We start from the raw sequence: 21,418 nt of genomic DNA on the forward strand, positions 1-21,418 counted from the left end.
TGTGCCGTGAAGCCTGGTCGCATCTAAGTCAGTGAAAACTGCATGGAAAATACATAAGTGCCTCATAGACGAGCCTTATGCCCGTCCATTCTTAGGCTTTAGTGCCTTTGAGAAGATCGAGCAAAACGTTGCTGGCACATGTTTTCGCGCAGAGGAGGCGGCATTTGCGATATGGCTTTTTCACCGTTCTATTACCTGTACTGGCGGCAATAGTCGTGTTGATCGCCTACCAGTCCTGGAAGTCGGAGATGACGAGTTCGGCGACGGTGAGGCTCACGCCCGCGGGATACGACCTGACCTATACTGTCGAATGGGGCTGGGGCATGGACGAGAAATTCAGCCTTGTGCGCGAGGGAGAGTGGCTCGCCGGACCGTCGAGCGGATGGATGGAAATCTGGAAAAGACCATATAATTCGGGGCTGGCCCTTTATCGTGCTGTCGACGATGGAACCTATTATCTAGGCCTGGGGTACAAGTTCTTCACATTCGAGCCTTCGACAGGAGTGTTGAAATCTGACTGCAACGCTGAGGCTCTTCCAACTCGTACACCGCTTGGCCTAAGGCTATTGGACCTGAACCTTAATCGAACTGAACGAGAAGCAGCAGATCCCGGTGCACAGGACCGTTTCGGCTATGTCGAACCTGATCAAGGCGGCCCGCTACCATCGGCGCCGCCGGTGTCGAAGTACTATACGAACCTCGTCTACCTGGGGAAATTCGGACTGACGAGAGCGAAAGGGCGCGGTGGGCCGGCTGAATTTGTTCCCGCAAACAAGGGTGCGGAGACACGACTCGGTTTGGAGCCGTTTTGCGGTTGACGCTGTCCGCCACGACGTGAATGAACAAACGGTCGTTGCGCCTGCCTGGTATACCGCTCATTTATCTCTCTACGACCCAAGGCGGGGTAATACTTTGACCATCCCCAACCTGATCACCATCCTGCGCCTTGTGCTGGTGCCTGCCGTGGTGCTGGCCATGCTGCAGGCGCGCTGGGACTGGGCTTTTGCCGGCTTCGTTATTGCAGGCGTTTCCGACGGCATCGACGGCTTCATCGCCCGCCGCTTCGACCAGCAGTCGACGCTCGGCGCCTATCTCGATCCGATGGCCGACAAGCTGCTTTTGGTTTCGGTGTTCGTCGTCATGGGCTTCATCGGGCAATTGCCGCTCTGGCTGGTCGTCACCATGGTGTCACGCGACGCGCTGATCGTCTGCGCGGTTCTGTTGTCCACGGTGATGGCCCATCCGGTCGAGATAAAACCGTTTCTTGTGTCGAAGGCCAATACCGCCATACAGATCGTGCTGGCGGCGGTCGTGCTGGGTGAACTCGCCTTTGCCGTGCACCTCGACCCTCTGCGGCCCGCCCTCATATTGCTGTCCGGGGTCTTGACCGTGGCTTCGGCCGCGGCCTATCTCGTGGCTTGGCTGAGGCATATGAACGGCTATGGCGAAGGCGGTAAATCGGGCTGACAAGCCCATCGACGGCAAGGCTGCCCGCAAGCCGGCTGCCCGCAAAGCGGTGACGCGGGGCAAGACCGTCGACGACCAGATGGTCGTCGACGTTCCGGCAGGCGAGACGGCGGCGGAGGCAGAGGCGGCGTCGACCTTCTACCGCCAGATCTTCTTCTGGCTGGCGGGTGCCGCGATCCTGGCGCTTTTCCTTTATGTCTTCAGCGGCGTCCTGCTGCCCTTCGTCGCCGGCATGGTGCTTGCCTATTTCCTCGATCCGGTCGCCGACCGGCTGCAGCGGCTCGGCCTCAGCCGCTTCATGGCGACGGTGGTCATCCTCATTACCTTCCTGATCGTGCTGGTGCTGGCCTTCGTCATCCTCATTCCGGTGCTGGCGACGCAGATGACCGATTTCGCCGGCAAGCTGCCGGAGTACCTGACCCGGTTGCAGAGCCTGATCACGTCGTTCGACCCGAAATGGCTGGAACAGAGATTCGGCGTCAACGCCAATGGCTTGCGCGACGGATTGAATTCGCTGCTGACTTCCGGCTTTGGCCTGATCACCACCGTATTTACCTCGCTGTGGAGTTCGGGCATGGCGCTGGTCTCGGTGGTCAGCCTGTTCGTGGTGACGCCGGTCGTGGCCTTCTACATGCTGCTCGACTGGGACCGCATGGTGGCGGTCATCGACAGCTGGGTGCCGCGCGACAACGTCGCGACGGTGCGCGCCATCGCGCGCGACATCAACACCGCCACTGCCGGCTTCGTGCGCGGGCAGGGCACGCTCTGCCTGGTGCTGGGCGCCATGTACGCCACCGGCTTGACGCTGACGGGGCTGAACTTCGCCATCCTCATCGGCCTGTTCGCCGGGCTGATCTCCTTCATCCCCTATGTCGGCTCATTGACCGGGCTGGTGCTGGCCGTCGGCGTTGCCTTCGTCCAGTTCTGGCCGGACTGGACGATGATCGTCGCCGTTGCCGTGGTCTTCTTCATCGGCCAGTTCATCGAAGGCAACATCCTGCAGCCCAGGCTGGTCGGCAAAAGCGTCGGCCTGCACCCGGTGTGGCTGATGTTCGCGCTGTTCGCCTTCGGCGCGCTGTTCGGTTTTGTCGGGCTTTTGATTGCCGTTCCAGCATCCGCGGCGGTGGCAGTTCTGGTACGCTTCGCCATCGCCCGCTACCTGGAATCGCCGCTCTACAAGGGCCATGCGACAGAGCTCGCGCCGCCGTTGCCGGCCGATCGCGGCGGCGGCCACCGCACGCAACCGCGTCGCTGAAGTGACTGCCCAGCGAACCGACCCGCCGCGCCAGCTGCCGCTCGATCTCGGCCACGGCACCGGTTATTCGCGCGACGAGCTGGTCGTCTCCGGCACCAACAACCAGGCGGCCGCGCTGGTCGACCGCTGGCCGGATTGGCCAGCACCGGTGGTGGTGCTGGCAGGCCCCGCTGGTTCGGGCAAAACGCACCTGGCCTCGATCTGGCGTGCCCGCGCCAACGCGCTTGCCGTCGACGCCAGGCGCATGGGCGACAGCATCGCCAATCTCGGTGCGCGGCCGGCGCTGATCGACGATGTCGATATCGGCGCGGTCGATGAGCAGGGCCTGTTCCATTTGATCAATGCCGTGCGCGGTGCCGGCTCGACGCTGCTCTTGACGGCGCGACGCTTTCCGTCGGCCTGGGGCGTCAAGCTGCCCGATCTTGCCTCGCGTTTGAAGGCGGCGGCGACCGTCGAGATCCACGAGCCCGACGATCTCCTGCTCGCCGGCGTCATCACCAAGCTGTTCGCCGACCGGCAGGTCGAGGTCGAACCGCATGTCGTGCAGTATCTGGTGCGGCGCATCGAGCGTTCGCTGGCCACCGCGATGCGCGTGGTGGAGCGTCTGGATCGCACCGCGCTGGAGCGCAAGATGGCGATCACAAGGGCATTGGCGGCCGAAACCGTCAACGCCATGGACGAGGGGCAGGGCGAATTCGAGATTTAGAGTGCCTCGATGTTACAATCGCTCCGCAACCGCCGTCCCATTTCGGGAAATAACAGCTGGCACCCATCTTGCAGCGTGAGCTTGCCGGCTGACCCCGGTCCTGATTGCGTTCCAAATCAGGTTGTAGGCTCGCCGGGAATGAGGTGCTTGGGGTTCTCGCCCGGCGAGCTTGCCTTTCACTTGCGGCCAATCACAGCCAAAGTCTGACGAAATGCCGGACCAACAGATAGACGGCTGAATGCGAGGCAATATAGCAGGCCGCGACCAGCACAAAAATCCCGGTGCTGGCTGCCCACGAACGGGAGGCAACGATGCCTGGTGCCAGCCTGGCGTGCCCGCGGCTCTCGCGATTGTTCCACATCGCCAAGGCCGCACAGGCGATCGCCCACGCCACCATGAAGGGAACCGTCACGCCCGCATAGGCAAAATAGGCCGGCCCGAACAGCGACACCCAAGCATCGATCCCAAGCACCGCAAATCCCCCATTTTGCCGGAGTTTAAGCCGGCAATAGCGAGGGAAGCGAGCCTGAAATGATGAAGCCCGAATATTGGCCAAAAGCCCTTGATGCTCGCTCAATCCAGACGCGATTGCACGAAGTCGATGAAGGCGCGCACCTTGGCCGGCGCGAAACGAGGACAATCAAGGGCAAGACAAGCACGGCGGCCTTGATTGCGGCTCTCGTCGCCGGCGAGGGCGCCTAGATCGCATGGGATAAGAAGGGATGGTCGGAGTGGAGAGATTCGAACTCCCGACCCTCTGGTCCCAAACCAGATGCGCTACCAGCCTGCGCTACACTCCGAACGGTCTGTTGCCTATTCATTTCGGTGTTACATGGCAAGTGCAAAAACCTTGCCGCCGCTGCCAATGCGCAGTAATGACGGCCCTAGGGCGGCGATGCCGCCTTGCACAACAATGAGGTGGCCATGTCCGCGCGCATTTTCAGCCCAGCCAAAACCGCGATGCAGTCCGGCAAGGCCAAGACCGGCCACTGGGTGTTGGAATTCGATCCCGAGATGCGCAAGAAGATCGACCCCCTGATGGGCTACACCACGTCGGGAGACATGAGAAGCCAGATCAGGCTCACCTTCGGCACCAAGGAAGAGGCCGTCGCCTACGCCGAAAAGGAAGGGCTTGCCTTCCGCGTCGAAGAGCCGAAAGAGCCCAAGCGCCGCCAGATTTCCTATGCGGAGAATTTCCGCTATGACCGCAGGACGCCCTGGACGCATTGACCGGCTAGCCCAGCGCGAACATCTACCGGCCCCGAGCCGGCCAGCGGTCCCGTAGCTCAGCTGGATAGAGCACCGGCCTTCTAAGCCGATGGTCACAGGTTCGAATCCTGTCGGGATCGCCATAATTTCAAAGGCTTACGCCGCATGACCTGACGAGGTCAACCAATCCTCACCCTTGCCTGCCAGTGCCGCGACGCCGTGCAATGGAAGCCTGAAACGGCAGTCTCGGGCCCACCGGCGCGGGGGGCCCTGGAATTATTTCGTGATCTGTCCTGTTGGAACCTCGGCCAAGCCCAGGCGTTCGGGGCCTTGTATTCGTGGAGCCTCATGAAAAGGCAATGTGCGGTCCGGCGAATAGGGTAGGGCAGGCACAACGAGAATGGGTTGGGGGAGGAGAAGCCAGGCCATGTCGAAACGTGAGATTGGAACGTCCCCTGCCTTGGTGCGGCGCATCGCCGAACTCAGGGCCCGCATGCAGGATGCCGAAATTTCCGGCCATGAAATGAAAACCTTTCACAAGGTCGCCGCCATCATGGGGGCCGGCGACGGTTCCTTGTGGCTGGATGCCGACGACATGATCGCGGCATCCTTCGTCGTCGAGGCGGCTGGACAGGCGTCCAACCGCTGACTTCGGAATTCTCCCTGTCAGGAATCCGATGAGCCTTCAACCACCGGGGCACGGCCGCCTGTTGGCGATCGTGCCCGCCCCCGGCCATCCGATCCCGTCTCCCTGCCATCCGATCTCGAATTGAAAGGAAAGTCTTATCATTTTGTTTGCGTTGGCACGTCATAGTAGGGACGGCTAACGGAGTGAAGGGGATGAAGCTGGACCTGTCGCCGACCAGCTGGGGCAGGGTGATCGCCGTCACCGCCGCCGGCACGGCATTCTTCATTGCCGTGGCGTTTTTCGTCGATTCGTTCAATTTCCCCTATCTTTCGCCCGAGTCTGTCTGGCGCGCGAAGCTGACCGACCTTCTGCTGCCCCTGGTGCTGGGTGGCTCGTTTCTGTTTTTCCTGATGTGGAAGATCCGCCAACTGGCGATAGCCCAGCGCGACCTCAGTGTCATCGCCGCGACGGACAGCCTGACGGCAGTGCTGAACCGCGGCGCCTTCTCTATGCTGGTCGAGGCCTATCTCGAGCAGACCCGCAAGCAGGAAGAGACCCGTTCCGGCGCGCTGCTGATCATCGATGCCGACCACTTCAAGTCGATCAACGACCGCCTCGGCCATGATTGCGGCGACCAGGCGCTCAAGCTGATCGCGCAGGCGATCAAGGGCCAGTTGCGCGGCGGCGATATCGTCGGACGCATCGGCGGCGAGGAGTTCGGCGTATTCCTTCCCGGTGTCGACCCCTCGCAATCCTGGCTGGTTGCCGAAAGCATCCGCCGACGGATACGCGAAATGGACTTTTCCCCGGGCGGCCGCTCCTGTCCGCTTTCCGTCAGCATAGGCGGTACCAGCTTCAGCGGGCCGACCACCTACGAGGCAATATTCTCGGCCGCCGACAGACGGCTTTATGCCGCGAAATCGAATGGACGCGATCAGGTCAGCTTCGATCCGGCGGAAGCCTCCCTGGCGTCTCCGGCCAGCGCCGCTACCCTGCACTGACGGCAGCCTCGTAGTAGGCTGACACCCACCGCTTGCTTGACGCTTGATTATCCGTGTGCTTCCTCCGGGCAGTAATGTACGGAGTATCGCCAGAAATAGTCCTGCTTCTTAGTCCCTCGATCGTGCCATTCGCGGGTACAGCACGGCCCTTGGGTGCAGGCAATTGAATGGCGAGACGCCCGGCTAGAGCCGAGTAAGCACCGCGACCATGATCCATCTATTCAACGGCTTTCAGAACCAGTTTGGCGGCAGTGAGCGCGAAACCCTGGAGTTGTACCGGCTCTTGGGCGCCGACTCACGGGTGTGCCTGTGGGCAACCTCGTCGCGCGTATCCGAAGGCCTGATGCAGGAATTTCCGATACGCCGCGTCTCGCCGGCAACACGCAATGTGCCGGATGGCGGCACCTATGTCTTTCTTGGCGCGCATTGGCGCAACAAAATGTGGCCCTACCTGATCCCGCGGCCGCGCCGGCTGATCTATGTCTTCAACACCTTTCATCCCAAGCTCATCGCCCTGACGACACGCAGGCCGCGCCTGCTGCGTTGGCCGGCTGCCGAACTGGTGCTGATCTCCGAATTTCAGAGGCGCGTGCTGCAGGTCGAAGGCGTCGTCCATGCCTCGCCGATCGATATCGGGCGCTTCTCGCCACGACGGGCAAGGCCAAACGGTCCGTTCACGGTGGGGCGGCTGAGCCGCGACACGGCGGACAAGCATCACCGCGACGATGTGGCGCTCTATGAGGCATTGCTTGGCGATGGCACCGCGGTCCGTATTCAGGGCGGCACGCCGCTCAAGGACAAGCTCGCGCCGCATCCGCAACTCGAACTCCTGCCGCAGGGTGAATTCGCCGCCGAACAGTTCCTGCCGACGCTCGACGTCTTCTACTATCGCACCGGTTCGCATGTGGAGACGTTCGGCCGGGTGGTGTTCGAGGCGATGGCCTGCGGCCTGCCCGTGGTCTGCCATTCGCATGGTGGCTACGTCGACCACATCAGACATGGCGAAAACGGCTTCCTGTTCGAAACGACACAACAGGCGGCGCGGATCCTGGCGGATCTCAAAGCCGACCCGGGCCTGCGGGCGACGGTCGGCCGCAAGGCGCGGCTGACCGTCGAGCAGATGTTTTCATCGCAGGCGTTGCAAGAACGGCTGGATTTCTATCGGCGTTAGCCGCACCGCGCCATCTGCCTTCGGATATTCTCCGCCAACAAGCCACCTAGCCGTTTGGCATCAATCCCGACATCGCGCTAAAGCTGGCATCACGTGAATCGCGGGCGGCCGGCATCGGCGCGCGGGCAGATCGAGCAGGGCTTCTACCGATGACATTGATGGGCGGCGCGGCACTGCTGATCCTGGTCCTTACCTATGCCGGCGTCGCCATCGGCCGCATCCCTGGCCTGCGGCTTGACCGCGCGGGCATTGCGCTGCTTGGCGGCGCAGCGATGATCGCCATCGGCGCGCTCAGCATGGAGGATGCCTATCGCGCCATCAATTTCGACACCATCACGCTTCTGCTCGGCATGATGATCGTGGTGGCGCATCTGAAAGTATCGGGTGCCTTTCGCGGTCTCGGCGCCATTGCCATCGAGCACGCGCATGCGCCGTTCATGCTCCTGGTGATGGTGACGCTCCTTACCGGCGTGCTGTCGGCTTTCCTGGTCAACGACGCCATCTGCCTGGTCATGGCGCCGATCGTCGTCCACGTCACCCGTGTCATCAACCGCAATCCGATCCCCTATCTGATCGCCACCGCCACCGCTTCGAACTGCGGCAGCGTCGCCACCATCACGGGCAACCCGCAGAACATGGTCATCGGCGCGCTGTCGGGGATTTCCTATCCGGCCTTTTCGGCGGCGCTCGCGCCGGTCGCCTTGTTCGGCCTTGTCGCGGTCATCGTCATTGTGCGGATCGTCTATCGCGCCGAATTCAGGCGCAACGGCGAACTGGCGCCACACATCTCGCGCGGCCGCATGCATCGTGGCCAGGTGCTGAAGGCCGTGGTCGTCTGCATCGGGCTGGCGATCGCCTTCTTCTCCGGTGTTCCCGTAGCCAAGGCGGCGCTCATCGGCGGCGCCATCCTGCTGCTCACGCGCGCCATCAAGCCATCGCGCATCTACCATGAGATCGACGGACCGCTGCTGTTCATGTTCGCGGGTCTGTTCGTGGTGGTTGCCGGCGCGGAAAAGACGCTGCTGACGCCTGACATGATCGCCTCCGCCAAGAACATCGGGCTCGACGACGTCTGGAGGCTGTCGGGGTTCACCGCCGTGTTGTCCAACATCATGAGCAATGTTCCTGCCGTGCTGGCGCTCAGGCCATTCATACCCGGCCTGGAAAACCCCGAGCGCGCCTGGCTGGTGGTGGCCATGAGTTCGACGCTGGCCGGCAACTTCACCTTGCTCGGCTCGGTCGCCAACCTGATCGTCGCCGAACAATCCAAGGCCGCTGGTACACCGTTGTCTTTCGGTGCCTTCTTCAAGGTCGGCCTGCCGCTGACACTGATCACGCTCGCCGCCGGTACGGCGTGGCTGGCGTTCGGGGCCTAGCCCTGCATCTGACTGACCGACATCCGCGCCCTGACCAGCGTCGCCGCGGCTCGTCCGGCGGCTTCGACGTAGTCGGGATTGCGATGGATCAGCATGATCGAAAAGCAGCCTTCTATCAGCAGCACGATCTCGCGGGCCAGTGCCTGCGGCCTCTCGATATCGTGCCCGGACAATTCCGTGGCCAGCCATGTCTCGAAGTTGGATTTGTGCCGCGCCCCGACCTTGACCGCCGGGTGTCCAGGCATCGAGGCAAGCTCGGCAGCTGTGCGCAGGAAGCCGCATCCCTTCCATTTTGGATGGCGCGTGGCCCGGGCCAGATTGGTGAAGATGGCTTCGACCTTGCTGTCCACGCCCCCTTGCTCGGCTTCGAACCAGCCGGCCATCCGTTTCAGATTGGGCTGATCGCGGCCGTCGAGATAGGCTGCGATGAGGTCGTCCTTGCTCTTGAAGTGGTAGTAGAGCGTCCGCTTGGTGAGGCCCGCTTCCTCGGCGACGGCGTCGACACTGACACGGCCGATTCCTTCCGCGTAGAACAATCTGGTTGCGGCATCGACTAGGCGCTTGCGGGTGGGGCTTTGTGCTTCGGCCATGGGTCTAAGTATACCGACTAGTGAATATACACAAGGTGCGAACGACGTAACCTTCCAACTCGTCAACAAGCTGGAAGGAAGCCAAATGACCGATCTTGTCCTGAGCGAGACCCGCGACGGGGTTACCGTCCTCACCCTCAATCGTCCCGAAAAGCTCAATGCACTGAATTATGCCCTGATCGATCGCCTGCTTGCGGTTCTCAACGACATTGAAGTCGATGACGGCGTCCGGGTTGTCATCCTCACCGGAGCAGGGGAGCGGGCGTTTTCGGCGGGTGGCGACATCCATGAATTCTCGGCCAGCGTGGCGCTTGGCGCCGATATCGCAATGCGCGACTTCGTCATGCGCGGGCAGCGGCTGACGGCACGGCTGGAAGCGTTCCGCAAACCGGTCATCGCTGCCGTCAACGGCATTGCCTTTGGCGGTGGCTGCGAAATCACCGAGGCCGTTCCGCTCGCCATCGCCAGTGACCGTGCGCTGTTCGCCAAGCCCGAAATCAACCTTGCAATGCCGCCGACTTTTGGTGGAACCCAACGCCTGCCGAGGCTGGCCGGGCGCAAGCGGGCGCTCGAACTGCTGTTGACGGGCGACTGGTTTCCGCCGCCGCGGGCGCTTGAGCTGGGTCTCGTCAACGAGGTTGTGCCGCATGCCGAACTGATGCCGGCGGCATTTGATCTGGCCAAGCGTATCCTGCGGCATTCCGGACCGGCCGTCACCGGCATTCTCACGGCGGTGGCGAGGGGCCTCAACCAGGGTATTGCCGAGGGACTGCTGATTGAGGCGGAGCAATTCGCCCGCATGGCTCCGACCGCCGACCTGCGTGAAGGGCTGAATGCGTGGATCGAGCGGCGCAAGCCGAGCTACGACGGTTCGTGGACCCATATCACACGGCCCGATGAGGCGCGGCGAGCCTCGTTGGCGATCGACCGGCGCGGGACGCGGACCAGGACGCCTTCGCCGCCACACGGCCCTTGACGTCTAGCGGGAGCAACACAAGTCACCGAACCTTCAAAGAGAGCCGTGGCCGATAGACCTGGAGCAATTCCGGACGGAAAACCGCTACGCACTTTTCCTGGATTTGCTCTAATATTCCGATCGACGGCGAAATGGTCTTTTCGCCATCGATCTCTCAGTCTCACGGCGCCACCACCAAGCGGCCTTTCATGTTGGGGTGGAAGCGGCAGAAGTAGTCGATGGTTCCCGCCGCCTTCAAATTCAGGCTTGCCGACTTCTTCGGCGGGATGATCACCTCCCAGCCACCCTTCACCGTAGCCGTATGGGCGATCACGTCCTTGTTCACCCACTCGATCGTGTCGCCGACCTTCGCATCGACGCTGGCCGGCGAAAAGACGAGCTTCTCGATGGTGACCTGGATGGCTGCCGCCGCTGCCGGCGCCGCTGTCAGCGTAGGTACCAGCGCCAGCATGGCCAGCCCCGCCAGATGGTCCAAGGCGCCCGCTTTCATTTCAGCATGCCGGCGACGTGTTCGGCATGCTGCTCATGGCCCTGGAAGATCTTGAGGCCGGTCTCGAGCAGGCTCTTCAGCTCGGCATTGCTGGCCGAGGGAATGAGCAGCGTTTCGAGCGCGCCGTTGACCTGCTTGTGATAGGCCACCTCGTTTTCGATATAGGCCTTGTCGAAAGCCGCACCTTTCAGCTTGGCGAGCTTGGCGCGTTCCTCAGTCGCGGCCTTGGTCAGCGCCTGGCTGGTGGCGTTGTCCTCGGGCTTCACCTTCAGCTTCTTGACGAGATCGAGCGCCTGCTTGTTCACCGCTTCGTGGTCGCGCTCCATGTCCTTGGCGAAATCGATCACCTCCTTGCTCTTTGATTTCTTGATCGCCTGCTTGGCCGCCTCGATGTCGATGACGCCGGCCGTATAGGCGATATGGGCGATCTGCGGGTCCGTCGGCTTGTCGGCGGCTTGCGCGACCGGGGCAGCGCCGACGAGAAGCAGGGCGGCAAGGGCAACGGTATATCGGGTGAACATGGCATCCTCCTTGGCCCGACCGCGCGGAGGAGCCGGGCTCAAATTTCAGTTGACGCTCATTGGATGCGCGACGGGAGGAAACGTTCCCGGAAAATCAGGACGGCATCATTCGAAACCCAGCCGTCCCATCACCGCCTGGGTCAGTCGCTCGCAGCGCCGTCCGGCGAACGGGAAGGCATCGAGCAGCACCGGACCGATTTCATTGTCCAGCGCCTTGCGCAGCAGGACACGGGCCCGGTGCAGCCTCGTCTTGATGGTCTCCGGCCGCACACCAAGCAAATCGGCGGTTTCCTCCATGCTCAGGCCCTCGATGACGCGGGCGACGAAGACCATGCGGTAGATGTCGGGCAGACTGTCGGTCGCCCGTTCGACAAGTGCGAGAATCTGCCGCTGCGCCATCGCCCGCTCCGGATCGTCGTTGGAATTGAGGGGAAACCGGATGATTTGCGCTTCCGGGTTGTCAGGCATCCCAACTGTGCGACGCTTCTTGCGCACGCGGCCAAGAGCTTCGTTGATGACGATGCGCGACAGCCATGTGGCAAGCGTGGATTCGCCGCGAAACGCCGCAAGGCTGGCGAAGGCGCTGACATAGGCCTCCTGGACGACATCCTCGGCTTCGGCATCGTTGCGCAGAATGCCGCGCGCGATGCGGTAGAGCCGCTGGTTGTGTATCTTCATGATGGCGCGAAAGGCATCCGGTTCGCGCGCCAGCGCCCGGTGGACGAGCAGCATGTCGCCGGAAAGGCTTTCGGCAATCATAGGCACCGTGGCGGGCGTTGCGAGCTTGCTCATCGCGACCGGATCTCCCTGAACAGACGCCTCTTCGAACAGGCGCCTCTTCGAACAGGCGCTTGACTGCACGTTGGATGCGCCTGCCGGCAAAAGGTTCCCAGATCGGTGGGATCCACGTCCGCTATTCTAGGCCGCTGCCAGACCCTTGTCTGCCGTCTGCACGCGGGCGGCCGCCGCCAGCAGGTCGGTCTGCGTGATCAGGCCGAGAATGCGCCGCTCGCCGTCGACGATGACCACGGCATGGCTGCGGCCGTCGGTCAGCACGGGAAGCAGGCTCATCGCCGGCGTCTCGGGCGAGGCGGTGCCGGCCTTTGCCATCACGTCCTTCACCGTTTCTACGGCTTTCGTCAGCTCGCGCAGGCCGACGGCGCCAACCAGCCGGGCATCCGCATCGACCACCGGCAACGTACGGATATTATGATCGAGCAGTTGCTGGCGTGCTTCGTCGGTGGTGGCTTGTTCGGGCACCGAAATCACGTCGCGCGACATGATGTCCTCGCACAGCAGCGTCCGGTGCGACCGCACCATGGCCTGCAATTCGACCTGTCGCAGCAGTCGTTCGAGGTCGTCGCGGTCGATATCGAAGGTCTCGTCGAGCGCCGTCAGCGCCGCGTCGATGTCCTCGGGCTGGAAACCGGCGCGCTGCTGAGCCGGCGGATCGGCGGTACCGTGGCTGTTTGCGGGCGGTGCGGCGACATGCGGGTAGTTGCGCCGCGCCAGCTTGTGGAAAAGGAAGCCCAGCGCCACCAGGATGGTCGAATTCAAGGCCACCGGCACGAACGGGAACAGGAAGCCCGCGCTGATGACGGCCGGCCCGCCGAGCACCGCCGTCAGCGCGGCGGCACCACCTGGCGGATGCAGGCAGCGCGTGAACGACATCGCGGCGATCGCCAAGGCCACCGCGAGACCCGAGGCCATCACCGGATCATGGATGAAATGCGCCACGGTCACGCCGACCAGCGCCGATATGGAATTGCCGCCGATGATCGACCAGGGCTGCGCCAGCGGGCTCGCCGGCACGGCGAACAGAAGCACGGCGGAGGCGCCCATCGGCGCCACCAGCAGGGCCACATGCGGGCCGCCGCCCATCGCCAGCCCGCTGATCACGCCGGTCAGGGCAATGCCGATCGTGGCGCCGATACACGCCAGGACGCGTTCACGCAGCGTCGCGCCGGCGAGGATGGGAACAAAAAGACGAAAGGCCATGGCAAGCTTTATGACGAAATGGATTTGGCGCGGACGCCCTGTCCAACGCAATGGAGCCGAACTCGCGGATTTGAAAGTCAAACAAATCCGCAAAGTCGCGGCGTGGGAGAATAATATTGCGCGAGACCGCTCGCCGGGATGCTGCGAGCGGCTCGCGCTTTGCCATCAGCGTCAGTGTGTTGTGGCCGTCTGCCAACTCTTCCGGGCGGCCAGACAGATCAGGCGGCGGCCGCTGCAAGCCCGCGCATGATGTCGGCTTTCAGGTCGTCGACATCCTCGAGGCCGATCTGCAAGCGGATCAACGGACCTTCATAAGGGCCTTTCGCAACGACGCGGTCGACAAGCCAGACCGGCACCGCCAGGCTCTCATAGCCGCCCCAGGAATAGCCGAGGCCGAAGATGCGCAATGCGTCGAGGAAAGCGTGCTGCTCCCGCTGGCCACCGCCGGCCAGCACGATCGAAAAGATGCCGCTCGAACCGCAAAAGTCCCGCTTCCACAGATCGTGGTCCGGATGGCTGGGAAGGGCAGGGTGGAGCACCCGCGCCACGCCCGGCTGGCTTTCGAGCCATGAGGCGATGGCAAGCGCGCTGCGCTGATGATGGTCGAGCCGCACGCCCATCGTGCGCAGGCCGCGCAGCACCTGATAGACATCGTCGGGTCCCGAACAGCAGCCAAGCGTGCAAAAACTCTCGTAGAGCTGCTTCCAGCAGGCCTCATTGGCCGAGACCGTGCCGAGGAGCACGTCCGAATGGCCGGCCGGATATTTCGTCGCCGCGTGGATCGAGATGTCGACGCCGTGGTCGAGCGGCCGGAAATAGAGTGGTGTCGCCCAGGTGTTGTCCATCATCACGATGGCGCCGGCCGCATGCGCCGCCTTGGCGATCGCCGGGATATCCTGCACCTCGAATGTGTTGGAGGCCGGCGATTCGGTGAACACCACTTTGGTGCTCGGCTTGATCAAGGCCGCGATGCCGGCGCCGATACGGGGCGCATAATACTCGACCTCGACGCCCAATCGCTTCAGCATCGTATCGGCGAAGTTTCTCGTGGGGTGATAAACGGAATCGACGATCAGCAGATGGTCGCCCGCCGATACGAAGGCGAGCAGCGGAATGGTCACCGCCGCCAGCCCCGATGGCACCACGATCGTGCCGGCGGACCCCTCCAGCGCATCGATCGCCTGTGCGAGGGCATCGGTCGTCGGTGTTCCGCGCGTGCCGTAGGTGTATTTCTGGTTGCGTGCGGCCATCGCGGCGGCATTGGGGAACAGCACGGTCGAGGCGTGCACCACCGGCGGATTGACGAAGCCGAAATAGTCGTGCGGGTTGTTGCCTGAATGGGCAAGCCGGGTGTTGATGCCCACCTTGCCGGAACCCTGCTCGCTGCCGTCTTTCGCCATTCTTGGTCGCCCTGTCTGATAAGGCGCTAGCCATAGTGCGGCGTCGTGGACCGTGCAACAGCCCACTGTCCGCCAGGAATGGACTTCGAATATGCCAATTCCCGGGTCCGGAAAACAGCTGGGGGTTGATCTGAATCGGACCGACCAGGGCGGCCGTACCTTGCCGGAAGCCCGGTCGCCGGCCGGTCGGCCTATTGTAGCCGGCTGTGAAAGATATATAATCAAGCCCTAATATTAATCGCCGGATTGCTTCGATCAGATGCTGCCGGATGGTTTTGCCGGCTACCTCTCCTGGTCCCCAATCCGGGTATCGCGCCCACCGAGCGCGGCAAAGGGAGGAATGCAATGCCTGACGTCAAATGGACGATGAAGGCGCGCGAATTCATCAACTGCAATTGCGCCTATGGCTGTCCGTGCCAGTTCAACGCCATGCCGACATACGGATTCTGCCAGGCGGTCGCCGGCATGGAGATCGAGACCGGCCATCACGGCGACACCAAGCTGGACGGGTTGCGGTTCGTCGGCATTTTCAGTTGGCCCGGCGCGATCCACCAGGGCAGGGGCGAGGCCGCGGTGGTTATCGACGAGAGGGCCAGCGAAGCCCAGCGTGAAGCTCTGCTTCGCATATTGGGCGGCCAGGACACCGAGCCGGGCGCAACGATATTCCAGGTTTTTTCGACCACGCTGGAGAAATTCCACGATCCGATCTTCGCCGCGATCGACTTCAAGGTTGACGTCGACGCGCGAACCGGCCGGCTGCATGTCAAGGGCGTCACTGACGGCCATGGCGAGCCGATCAAGAACCCGGTCACCGGTGCCGAGCACAGGGCGCGCATCGACCTGCCGCACGGCTTCGAATACGCGATCGCCGAGATCGGTCGTGGCTGGACCAAGGCGACCGGCCCGATCAAGTTCGAGGTGGCCGACACGCACAGCCATTTCGCCAATCTGCATCTCACGCAGAGCGGCGTCGTGCATTGACCTGATCCAATGGGCGACACGGCTCTCGAGGCTGTGCTGCGGCGCGACCGCGCGGTCGTGATGACCGCGCTCGTCGTGATTGCCATTCTCGCCTGGACCTACGTCCTTTGGCTCGCCGCCGACATGGCCATGCCTGGTGTCCCCGTCGCGGACGGCGCGGCAGGCGGCATGGCCGGGATGGACATGTCGAACACGGATATTGGTGGCATGGATATGGGCGCCGCCGTGGCGCCGGGTTTCAGGACCTGGGCATCGGCCGATTTCGTCTTCATCTTCACCATGTGGGCCGTGATGATGGTCGGCATGATGACGCCTTCGATCGCGCCGATGTTGCTGCTCTATGCAGGCGTCGGCCGCAAGGCACGGGTCGATGGCCAGCCTATCGCGTCGACGGCATGGTTTTTTGCCGGCTATCTCATCGTCTGGATCGTCTTCAGCATCGCGGCCACCGGCGCGCAATGGGTGCTCGCCCATTTCGCCTTGCTTGATCCGGCAATGGCTACCAACAGTGCGACCCTCGGTGGCCTCGTCCTGATCGCCGCCGGCCTCTATCAATGGACGCCGGTCAAGGGCGTCTGCCTGCGCCAATGCCAGGCGCCGATCGCATTCCTGGCCAGCCATGGCGGCTTCCGCACCACCCCGCCCGGCGCGCTTCGGCTCGGCATCGGCCACGGCGCCTATTGTCTCGGCTGCTGCTGGGCGCTGATGGCCTTGCTGTTTGTCGGCGGTGTCATGAACGTCCTGTGGATCGCCGGCATCGCCATCCTTGTTCTCTTGGAGAAGATGGTCCCGGCCGGGCAATTGATCCCGCGCATCTCCGGCGCATTGATGGTTGCGATCGGCGTCTGGCTCGTCTTTCCCGCGCTTTGACCTGCGTACCGGCTTTGTTCACGAGCAATATTGACCGGCAATCGCCGGCCGGGGGTATTCCGCGACGTCAATGCATTTCGTGCTGGAGGCAGTAACACTCAGGTATTGCCGGCAATGGATTTCACGGAACCGGCTCACATCCGCGGCAAATGAGCTTTGCCGATTCAATTCGCGCTTGTGACTAAATCGCGGGCGCGTTTGTCTGCAATTCAGGCATTTCGGACAATCGATTTTCAAACCCGTTGCAATTCGGTCATTTTCCTTGACCTCACGAGAATTATCGCCTTCGATGCTGTTCGTGAATGGGAGGCGGCGCGTCGATTTGCGACGCGGGGTTCCGGGAATGGGCCGGGATGGGAGCTGCGTTCACACGGGAGAAAAGATCAGGGTCACTGCCTGAAAAAACAGAAAAGGGTCTGTGGGTTATGAAACACATTGCTATCGGCATTCTCGGCGTCGCCACGCTCGGACTGATGGCGTCGGCCGCGTCGGCCGGCACGCTCGACACCGTCAAGGCGAAGGGCTTCATCCAGTGCGGCGTCTCGACCGGTCTGGCCGGCTTCTCGGCGCCGGACGACAAGGGCGACTGGCAAGGCATCGACGCCGATTTCTGCCGCGCGGTTGCCGCCGCCGTCTTCGGTGATGGCACCAAGGTCAAGTTCACGCCGCTCAGCGCCAAGGAGCGCTTCACCGCGCTGCAGTCCGGCGAGGTCGACATCCTGTCGCGCAACACCACCTGGACGATCAACCGCGACACCGCGCTTGGCCTGAATTTCATCGGCACGACCTACTATGACGGCCAGGGTTTCATGATCAACGCCAAGAAGCTGCCGGGCGTCAATTCGGCGCTGCAGCTTTCGGGCGCCGCCGTCTGCGTGCAGAGCGGCACGACCACCGAGCTCAACCTCGCCGACTACTTCAAGGCGAACAAGATGGAGTACAATCCGGTCGTCTTCGAGAAGCTGGAAGAGGTCAACGCCGCCTATGATGCCGGCCGCTGCGACGTCTACACCACCGACCAGTCGGGCCTTTACGGCATTCGCTTGACGCTCGGCTCGCCGGCCGATCACGTCGTGCTGCCCGAGATCATCTCGAAGGAGCCGCTCGGACCTGCCGTTCGCCAGGGCGACGACCAGTGGTACCACATCGTCAAGTGGACCTATTTCGCTCTGCTCGACGCCGAGGAGCTCGGCATCACCAAGGCCAATGTCGACGAGATGAAGAACTCCGCCAGCCCGGAGATCAAGCGCGTGCTCGGCCAGGAGGCCGACACCAAGATCGGCACCGATCTCGGCGTCTCCAACGACTGGGTCGTCAACATCGTCAAGGCCACCGGCAATTACGGCGAAATGTTCGACCGCAATGTCGGTTCGGGCAGCCCGCTGAAGATCGCCCGTGGCATCAACGCGCTGTGGACCAAGGGCGGCCTGCAATACGCTCCGCCGATCCGCTGATCGAAATGTGATCCGGAAGGCAGGCACCTGCCTTCCGGTTTCTCTTTCACAGGGGACGTGACATGGCATCGCAGGAAATCCTACGCGAGGAGCCGAGCCGCGGCTCCTTCGTCAATGATCCGAGAATACGCAGCCTCTTCTTCCAGACGCTGGTCGTCGTCTTGTTGTTCGGCTCCATCTGGTGGATCGTGCAGAACGTCATCGACAATCTGCAGCGCCTGCACATCGCCTCGGGCTTCGGCTTCCTCAAGGGGCGCGCCGGCTTCGACATATCTGACACGCCGATCGCCTATACGTCGGACTCGACCTATGGCCGCGCCATCGTCGTCGGCCTGATCAACACCATCATCGTTGCCGCCGCCGGCATCATCACCGCCACCATTATCGGCTTCATCATCGGCATCGGTCGCCTGTCGCAGAACTGGCTGATCCAGAAGATCTGCACGGTCTATGTCGAGATTTTCCGCAACATCCCGCCGCTGCTGGTCATCTTCTTCTGGTATTCCGGCGTGCTCGCCGTGCTGCCGGCGCCGCGCGACTCCTATCATCTGCCCTTCGGCTCCTTCCTCAACCAGCGCGGCTTCTATTTTCCGCGCCCGGTCTGGGGCGACGGCTCCTGGCTGATCCTGGTCGCCCTTGTCGTGGGCATCGCGATGTCGTGGTTCGTCGCCCGCAGGGCGCGTCAGCGGCAGATGGCGACAGGCCAGCAATTTCCCGTGTTCTGGACTTCCGCCGCGCTGATCGTCGGCCTGCCGCTGCTCGCTTACGTGCTGAGCGGCTTTCCGCTGACCTTTGATCTTCCAAAACAGTCGACCTTCAACCTGACCGGCGGCTTCCAGGTCAAACCGGAATTCCTGTCGCTCTATCTGGCGCTATCCTGCTACACGGCGGCCTTCATCGCCGAAATCGTGCGCGCCGGCATCAGGGGCGTCAGCAAGGGCCAGACCGAGGCGGCGGCAGCGCTTGGTCTGCGATCCGGGTCGATCCTGCGGCTGGTCGTGGTGCCGCAGGCCATGCGCATCGTCATTCCGCCGCTGACCAGCCAGTATCTCAACCTGACCAAGAACTCCTCGCTGGCGATCGCCATCGGTTATCCCGACCTGACGGCGACAGCCGGCACGGTTCTGAACCAGACCGGACAAGCGGTCGAAGGCGTGCTGATCATGATGATCGCCTATCTCATACTCAGCCTGGTGACCTCGGCCGTGATGAACGTGGTCAACGCCAGAATGGCGCTGGTGGAGAGGTAGAGCCATGCAGGAACACGACATGTCCTGGGTGCGGACCGAAATGGCGCTGGCGCAGCCCGCGCCGGCGAGCGTCAGCGGTCCCGTCGCCTGGGTGCGCAGGAACCTGATCGGTTCGGTCGGCGACACCATCCTCACCATCCTCGGCATCGTCATCGTCGCCTGGGTACTGCCGCAGGTCATCAACTGGGCGTTCATCAACGCACAGTGGACCGGGCCGGACCGCACGGTCTGCGCGACCGTCGCGCAAGGCGGTATTCAGCCCGACGGCTGGAGCGGCGCCTGCTGGGCTTTCGTCAACGCCAAGTTCGGCCAGTTCATGTTCGGCACCTATCCGGTCGAGGAGCGCTGGCGGCCGATCCTGGTCGCCATCCTGTTCGTGGCACTGCTGGTGCCGATGCTGATGCCACGTGTGCCGCGCAAGGGGTTGAACGCGATCCTGCTGTTCCTGGTGCTGCCGATCGTTTCCTTCTTCCTTCTGGTCGGCGGCATATTCGGCCTGCCGCATGTCGAAACCTCACGCTGGGGCGGGCTGCTGATCACGCTGAGCCTGTCCTTCGTCGGCATCGCCGTGTCGCTGCCGCTGGGCACCGTGCTGGCGCTCGGCCGGCGCTCGAAGATGCCGATCGTCAAGATGCTGTGCGTCATCTTCATCGAAGCCGTGCGCGGCATACCGCTGATCACGGTGCTGTTCTTCGTCAGCGTCATGCTGCCGCTGTTCCTGCCGGCCGGCGTCACCTTCGACAAATATCTGAGGGCGCTGATCGGTGTGTCGCTGTTTGCCGCCGCCTACATGGCCGAAGTCGTGCGCGGCGGCCTGCAGGCGATCCCCAAGGGCCAGTATGAAGGCGCCGATTCGCTCGGCCTCGGCTACTGGCAGAAGATGGGTTTGATCGTGTTGCCGCAAGCGCTGAAGCTGGTCATTCCCGGCATCGTCAACACCTTCATCGGCATGTTCAAGGACACCAGCCTGGTCCTCATCATCTCGATGTTCGACCTGCTCGGCATCGTCAAGCAGAACTTCTCCGATGCCAACTGGGCAACGGCGCAGACCGCGAAATCCGGTCTTGTGTTCGCGGCCTTCGTCTTCTGGCTGTTCTGCTTCGGCATGTCGCGCTATTCAATGTACACGGAACGCCGACTCGACACCGGCTACAAACGCTAAACAAAAGAACAAGGGGACCCAGCCATGGCCACCGAAAACGCCGTCAGCGCGGAAGAGATCAAGGTCAACGCCGCCAAGATGCAGATTTCCACCACCGATGTCGCCATCGACATCGTCGCCATGCACAAATGGTACGGCGAGTTCCATGTGCTGAAGGACATCAACCTGAAAGTGATGCGCGGCGAGCGCATCGTCATCTGCGGCCCGTCCGGCTCGGGCAAATCGACCATGATCCGCTGCATCAACCGGCTGGAGGAGCACCAGAAGGGCAAGATCATCGTCGACGGCAAGGAACTCACCAACGATCTCAAGAAGATCGACGAGGTGCGCCGCGAGGTCGGCATGGTGTTCCAGCACTTCAACCTGTTCCCGCATCTGACCATCCTGGAGAACTGCACACTGGCGCCGATCTGGGTGCGCAAGACGCCGAAGAAGCAGGCCGAGGAAATCGCCATGCATTTCCTCAAGCGTGTCAAGATTCCCGAGCAGGCCAACAAATATCCGGGCCAGCTTTCCGGCGGCCAGCAGCAGCGCGTGGCGATCGCACGCTCGCTGTGCATGAACCCGCGCATCATGCTGTTCGACGAGCCGACCTCGGCGCTCGACCCTGAAATGATCAAGGAAGTGCTGGAGACCATGGTGGGGCTGGCCGAAGAGGGCATGACCATGCTGTGCGTCACCCACGAGATGGGTTTTGCGCGGAAAGTCGCCAACCGGGTGATCTTCATGGACCAGGGCCAGATCGTCGAGCAGAACACGCCGGCCGAGTTCTTCGACCATCCGCGCCACGAACGCACGAAACTGTTCCTGTCGCAGATTCTGCACTGAGCGCTTCACTGGAATCAGGGAAGCCCGGCCGTGCCATGGCCGGGCTTTTTGCGTCTGGCCGATCGGATAATGATCTTCTCCATTG

At 62.6% G+C, this 21,418-nt stretch carries 23 protein-coding genes and 2 tRNA genes; 17 read left to right on the forward strand and 8 right to left on the reverse strand.

All coding sequences use genetic code 11. The features are described 5' to 3' along the window. Positions 1-164 precede the first annotated feature (164 nt). From EN808_RS05975 to hdaA, 4 genes are all read left to right on the forward strand, one after another. Positions 165-818, forward strand: coding sequence for a hypothetical protein (locus EN808_RS05975; protein ID WP_135915367.1), 654 nt, complete (start codon positions 165-167; stop codon positions 816-818). Between the two features lie 94 nt (positions 819-912). Next, positions 913-1,467, forward strand: coding sequence for a CDP-alcohol phosphatidyltransferase family protein (locus tag EN808_RS05980; RefSeq protein ID WP_127276634.1), 555 nt, complete (start codon positions 913-915; stop codon positions 1,465-1,467). Positions 1,468-1,546: 79 nt separating this feature from the next. Beyond that, entirely contained in the window at positions 1,547-2,722 is a 1,176-nt protein-coding gene (locus EN808_RS05985; RefSeq protein ID WP_127276654.1) for an AI-2E family transporter, read from the forward strand. A 1-nt stretch (position 2,723) separates the two neighbouring features. After that, the gene (gene hdaA / locus EN808_RS05990; protein WP_127276636.1) at positions 2,724-3,428 is read left to right on the forward strand and encodes a DnaA regulatory inactivator HdaA; all 705 of its coding nucleotides are present in this window, start codon (positions 2,724-2,726) and stop codon (positions 3,426-3,428) included. 190 nt (positions 3,429-3,618) lie between these two features. Here the strand turns inward: hdaA and EN808_RS05995 are convergent, their stop codons facing one another. Next, the gene (locus EN808_RS05995; protein WP_245464286.1) at positions 3,619-4,005 is read right to left on the reverse strand and encodes a hypothetical protein; all 387 of its coding nucleotides are present in this window, start codon (positions 4,003-4,005) and stop codon (positions 3,619-3,621) included. Between the two features lie 146 nt (positions 4,006-4,151). Then, positions 4,152-4,228 (reverse strand) — tRNA-Pro (locus tag EN808_RS06000). Positions 4,229-4,352: 124 nt separating this feature from the next. Between EN808_RS06000 and EN808_RS06005 the strand changes: the two genes are divergently transcribed. From EN808_RS06005 to EN808_RS06030, 6 genes are all read left to right on the forward strand, one after another. After that, a complete protein-coding gene (locus EN808_RS06005; protein WP_127276639.1) occupies positions 4,353-4,658 on the forward strand; it encodes an ETC complex I subunit in 306 nt (101 codons plus the stop codon). Positions 4,659-4,703: 45 nt separating this feature from the next. Further along, a tRNA-Arg gene (locus EN808_RS06010) sits at positions 4,704-4,780 on the forward strand. A 284-nt stretch (positions 4,781-5,064) separates the two neighbouring features. Continuing rightward, the gene (locus EN808_RS06015) at positions 5,065-5,286 is read left to right on the forward strand and encodes a hypothetical protein (protein ID WP_127276641.1); all 222 of its coding nucleotides are present in this window, start codon (positions 5,065-5,067) and stop codon (positions 5,284-5,286) included. Between the two features lie 191 nt (positions 5,287-5,477). Next, positions 5,478-6,266: a GGDEF domain-containing protein gene (locus tag EN808_RS06020; protein WP_127276643.1), complete on the forward strand. Its 789-nt coding sequence runs from the start codon at positions 5,478-5,480 to the stop codon at positions 6,264-6,266. A gap of 208 nt (positions 6,267-6,474) precedes the next feature. Beyond that, the gene (locus tag EN808_RS06025; RefSeq protein WP_127276645.1) at positions 6,475-7,437 is read left to right on the forward strand and encodes a glycosyltransferase family 4 protein; all 963 of its coding nucleotides are present in this window, start codon (positions 6,475-6,477) and stop codon (positions 7,435-7,437) included. 149 nt (positions 7,438-7,586) lie between these two features. After that, a complete protein-coding gene (locus EN808_RS06030) occupies positions 7,587-8,813 on the forward strand; it encodes an anion transporter (RefSeq protein WP_135915368.1) in 1,227 nt (408 codons plus the stop codon). Here the strand turns inward: EN808_RS06030 and EN808_RS06035 are convergent. After that, positions 8,810-9,403 (reverse strand): TetR/AcrR family transcriptional regulator, encoded by a 594-nt coding sequence (locus tag EN808_RS06035; RefSeq protein WP_135863830.1) that lies wholly within the window; start codon positions 9,401-9,403, stop codon positions 8,810-8,812. The genes EN808_RS06030 and EN808_RS06035 overlap by 4 nt on opposite strands. Positions 9,404-9,488: 85 nt before the next feature. On the opposite strand from EN808_RS06035, the gene EN808_RS06040 reads away from it, so the two are divergent. Further along, positions 9,489-10,379 carry a crotonase/enoyl-CoA hydratase family protein gene (locus tag EN808_RS06040; RefSeq protein WP_135863832.1) on the forward strand — a complete coding sequence of 297 codons (891 nt, stop codon included), beginning with the start codon at positions 9,489-9,491 and terminating at the stop codon, positions 10,377-10,379. Positions 10,380-10,539: 160 nt separating this feature from the next. Here the strand turns inward: EN808_RS06040 and EN808_RS06045 are convergent, their stop codons facing one another. The 5 genes from EN808_RS06045 to EN808_RS06065 all read right to left on the reverse strand — a co-directional run bounded on the left by EN808_RS06045 (position 10,540) and on the right by EN808_RS06065 (position 14,788). After that, on the reverse strand, positions 10,540-10,869 hold the full coding sequence (locus tag EN808_RS06045; protein ID WP_189343623.1) for a cupredoxin family copper-binding protein: 330 nt from the start codon (positions 10,867-10,869) through the stop codon (positions 10,540-10,542). Beyond that, the gene (locus tag EN808_RS06050) at positions 10,866-11,390 is read right to left on the reverse strand and encodes a DUF4142 domain-containing protein (RefSeq protein WP_135863834.1); all 525 of its coding nucleotides are present in this window, start codon (positions 11,388-11,390) and stop codon (positions 10,866-10,868) included. Before EN808_RS06050 ends, EN808_RS06045 begins: the two co-directional genes overlap by 4 nt. Before the next feature lie 105 nt (positions 11,391-11,495). Then, on the reverse strand, positions 11,496-12,182 hold the full coding sequence (locus EN808_RS06055) for an RNA polymerase sigma factor (protein WP_189343624.1): 687 nt from the start codon (positions 12,180-12,182) through the stop codon (positions 11,496-11,498). 126 nt (positions 12,183-12,308) lie between these two features. Further along, complete coding sequence (locus EN808_RS06060) at positions 12,309-13,388, reverse strand: HPP family protein (protein WP_135863836.1); 1,080 nt, start codon at positions 13,386-13,388, stop codon at positions 12,309-12,311. A 218-nt stretch (positions 13,389-13,606) separates the two neighbouring features. Continuing rightward, positions 13,607-14,788, reverse strand: a complete 1,182-nt coding sequence (locus EN808_RS06065) for a cystathionine beta-lyase (protein WP_135863838.1) — start codon at positions 14,786-14,788, stop codon at positions 13,607-13,609. 345 nt (positions 14,789-15,133) lie between these two features. On the opposite strand from EN808_RS06065, the gene EN808_RS06070 reads away from it, so the two are divergent. The 6 genes from EN808_RS06070 to EN808_RS06095 all read left to right on the forward strand — a co-directional run bounded on the left by EN808_RS06070 (position 15,134) and on the right by EN808_RS06095 (position 21,333). Then, entirely contained in the window at positions 15,134-15,769 is a 636-nt protein-coding gene (locus EN808_RS06070; RefSeq protein ID WP_127871479.1) for a DUF1326 domain-containing protein, read from the forward strand. A 9-nt stretch (positions 15,770-15,778) separates the two neighbouring features. Beyond that, complete coding sequence (locus EN808_RS06075; RefSeq protein ID WP_127281049.1) at positions 15,779-16,639, forward strand: DUF2182 domain-containing protein; 861 nt, start codon at positions 15,779-15,781, stop codon at positions 16,637-16,639. A gap of 425 nt (positions 16,640-17,064) precedes the next feature. Continuing rightward, a complete protein-coding gene (locus tag EN808_RS06080) occupies positions 17,065-18,093 on the forward strand; it encodes an amino acid ABC transporter substrate-binding protein (protein WP_127871480.1) in 1,029 nt (342 codons plus the stop codon). A 62-nt stretch (positions 18,094-18,155) separates the two neighbouring features. Continuing rightward, positions 18,156-19,343, forward strand: coding sequence for an amino acid ABC transporter permease (locus EN808_RS06085; RefSeq protein ID WP_135915369.1), 1,188 nt, complete (start codon positions 18,156-18,158; stop codon positions 19,341-19,343). Positions 19,344-19,347: 4 nt separating this feature from the next. After that, positions 19,348-20,505 carry an amino acid ABC transporter permease gene (locus tag EN808_RS06090; protein WP_127277336.1) on the forward strand — a complete coding sequence of 386 codons (1,158 nt, stop codon included), beginning with the start codon at positions 19,348-19,350 and terminating at the stop codon, positions 20,503-20,505. Positions 20,506-20,529: 24 nt separating this feature from the next. After that, positions 20,530-21,333, forward strand: coding sequence for an amino acid ABC transporter ATP-binding protein (locus EN808_RS06095; protein WP_127277334.1), 804 nt, complete (start codon positions 20,530-20,532; stop codon positions 21,331-21,333). The last annotated feature ends 85 nt before the right edge of the window (positions 21,334-21,418 follow it).

The sequence above is a fragment of the Mesorhizobium sp. M8A.F.Ca.ET.165.01.1.1 genome, from assembly GCF_004792065.1.
GTDB lineage: Bacteria > Pseudomonadota > Alphaproteobacteria > Rhizobiales > Rhizobiaceae > Mesorhizobium.

Excerpts from the sequence above, each read along its gene's own strand:
- EN808_RS06040 (WP_135863832.1), top strand. The coding sequence starts at position 9,489 with ATGACCGATCTTGTCCTGAGCGAGACCCGCGACGGGGTTACCGTCCTC.
- EN808_RS06065 (WP_135863838.1), bottom strand. The coding sequence starts at position 14,788 with ATGGCGAAAGACGGCAGCGAGCAGGGTTCCGGCAAGGTGGGCATCAAC.
- EN808_RS06030 (WP_135915368.1), top strand. The coding sequence starts at position 7,587 with ATGACATTGATGGGCGGCGCGGCACTGCTGATCCTGGTCCTTACCTAT.
- EN808_RS06005 (WP_127276639.1), top strand. The coding sequence starts at position 4,353 with ATGTCCGCGCGCATTTTCAGCCCAGCCAAAACCGCGATGCAGTCCGGC.
- EN808_RS06080 (WP_127871480.1), top strand. The coding sequence starts at position 17,065 with ATGAAACACATTGCTATCGGCATTCTCGGCGTCGCCACGCTCGGACTG.
- EN808_RS06075 (WP_127281049.1), top strand. The coding sequence starts at position 15,779 with ATGGGCGACACGGCTCTCGAGGCTGTGCTGCGGCGCGACCGCGCGGTC.
- EN808_RS06045 (WP_189343623.1), bottom strand. The coding sequence starts at position 10,869 with ATGAAAGCGGGCGCCTTGGACCATCTGGCGGGGCTGGCCATGCTGGCG.
- EN808_RS06095 (WP_127277334.1), top strand. The coding sequence starts at position 20,530 with ATGGCCACCGAAAACGCCGTCAGCGCGGAAGAGATCAAGGTCAACGCC.
- EN808_RS06050 (WP_135863834.1), bottom strand. The coding sequence starts at position 11,390 with ATGTTCACCCGATATACCGTTGCCCTTGCCGCCCTGCTTCTCGTCGGC.
- EN808_RS06020 (WP_127276643.1), top strand. The coding sequence starts at position 5,478 with ATGAAGCTGGACCTGTCGCCGACCAGCTGGGGCAGGGTGATCGCCGTC.
- EN808_RS06070 (WP_127871479.1), top strand. The coding sequence starts at position 15,134 with ATGCCTGACGTCAAATGGACGATGAAGGCGCGCGAATTCATCAACTGC.
- EN808_RS06090 (WP_127277336.1), top strand. The coding sequence starts at position 19,348 with ATGCAGGAACACGACATGTCCTGGGTGCGGACCGAAATGGCGCTGGCG.
- EN808_RS06035 (WP_135863830.1), bottom strand. The coding sequence starts at position 9,403 with ATGGCCGAAGCACAAAGCCCCACCCGCAAGCGCCTAGTCGATGCCGCA.
- EN808_RS06055 (WP_189343624.1), bottom strand. The coding sequence starts at position 12,182 with ATGAGCAAGCTCGCAACGCCCGCCACGGTGCCTATGATTGCCGAAAGC.
- EN808_RS06085 (WP_135915369.1), top strand. The coding sequence starts at position 18,156 with ATGGCATCGCAGGAAATCCTACGCGAGGAGCCGAGCCGCGGCTCCTTC.
- EN808_RS06025 (WP_127276645.1), top strand. The coding sequence starts at position 6,475 with ATGATCCATCTATTCAACGGCTTTCAGAACCAGTTTGGCGGCAGTGAG.
- EN808_RS06060 (WP_135863836.1), bottom strand. The coding sequence starts at position 13,388 with ATGGCCTTTCGTCTTTTTGTTCCCATCCTCGCCGGCGCGACGCTGCGT.
- EN808_RS06015 (WP_127276641.1), top strand. The coding sequence starts at position 5,065 with ATGTCGAAACGTGAGATTGGAACGTCCCCTGCCTTGGTGCGGCGCATC.
- EN808_RS05985 (WP_127276654.1), top strand. The coding sequence starts at position 1,547 with ATGGTCGTCGACGTTCCGGCAGGCGAGACGGCGGCGGAGGCAGAGGCG.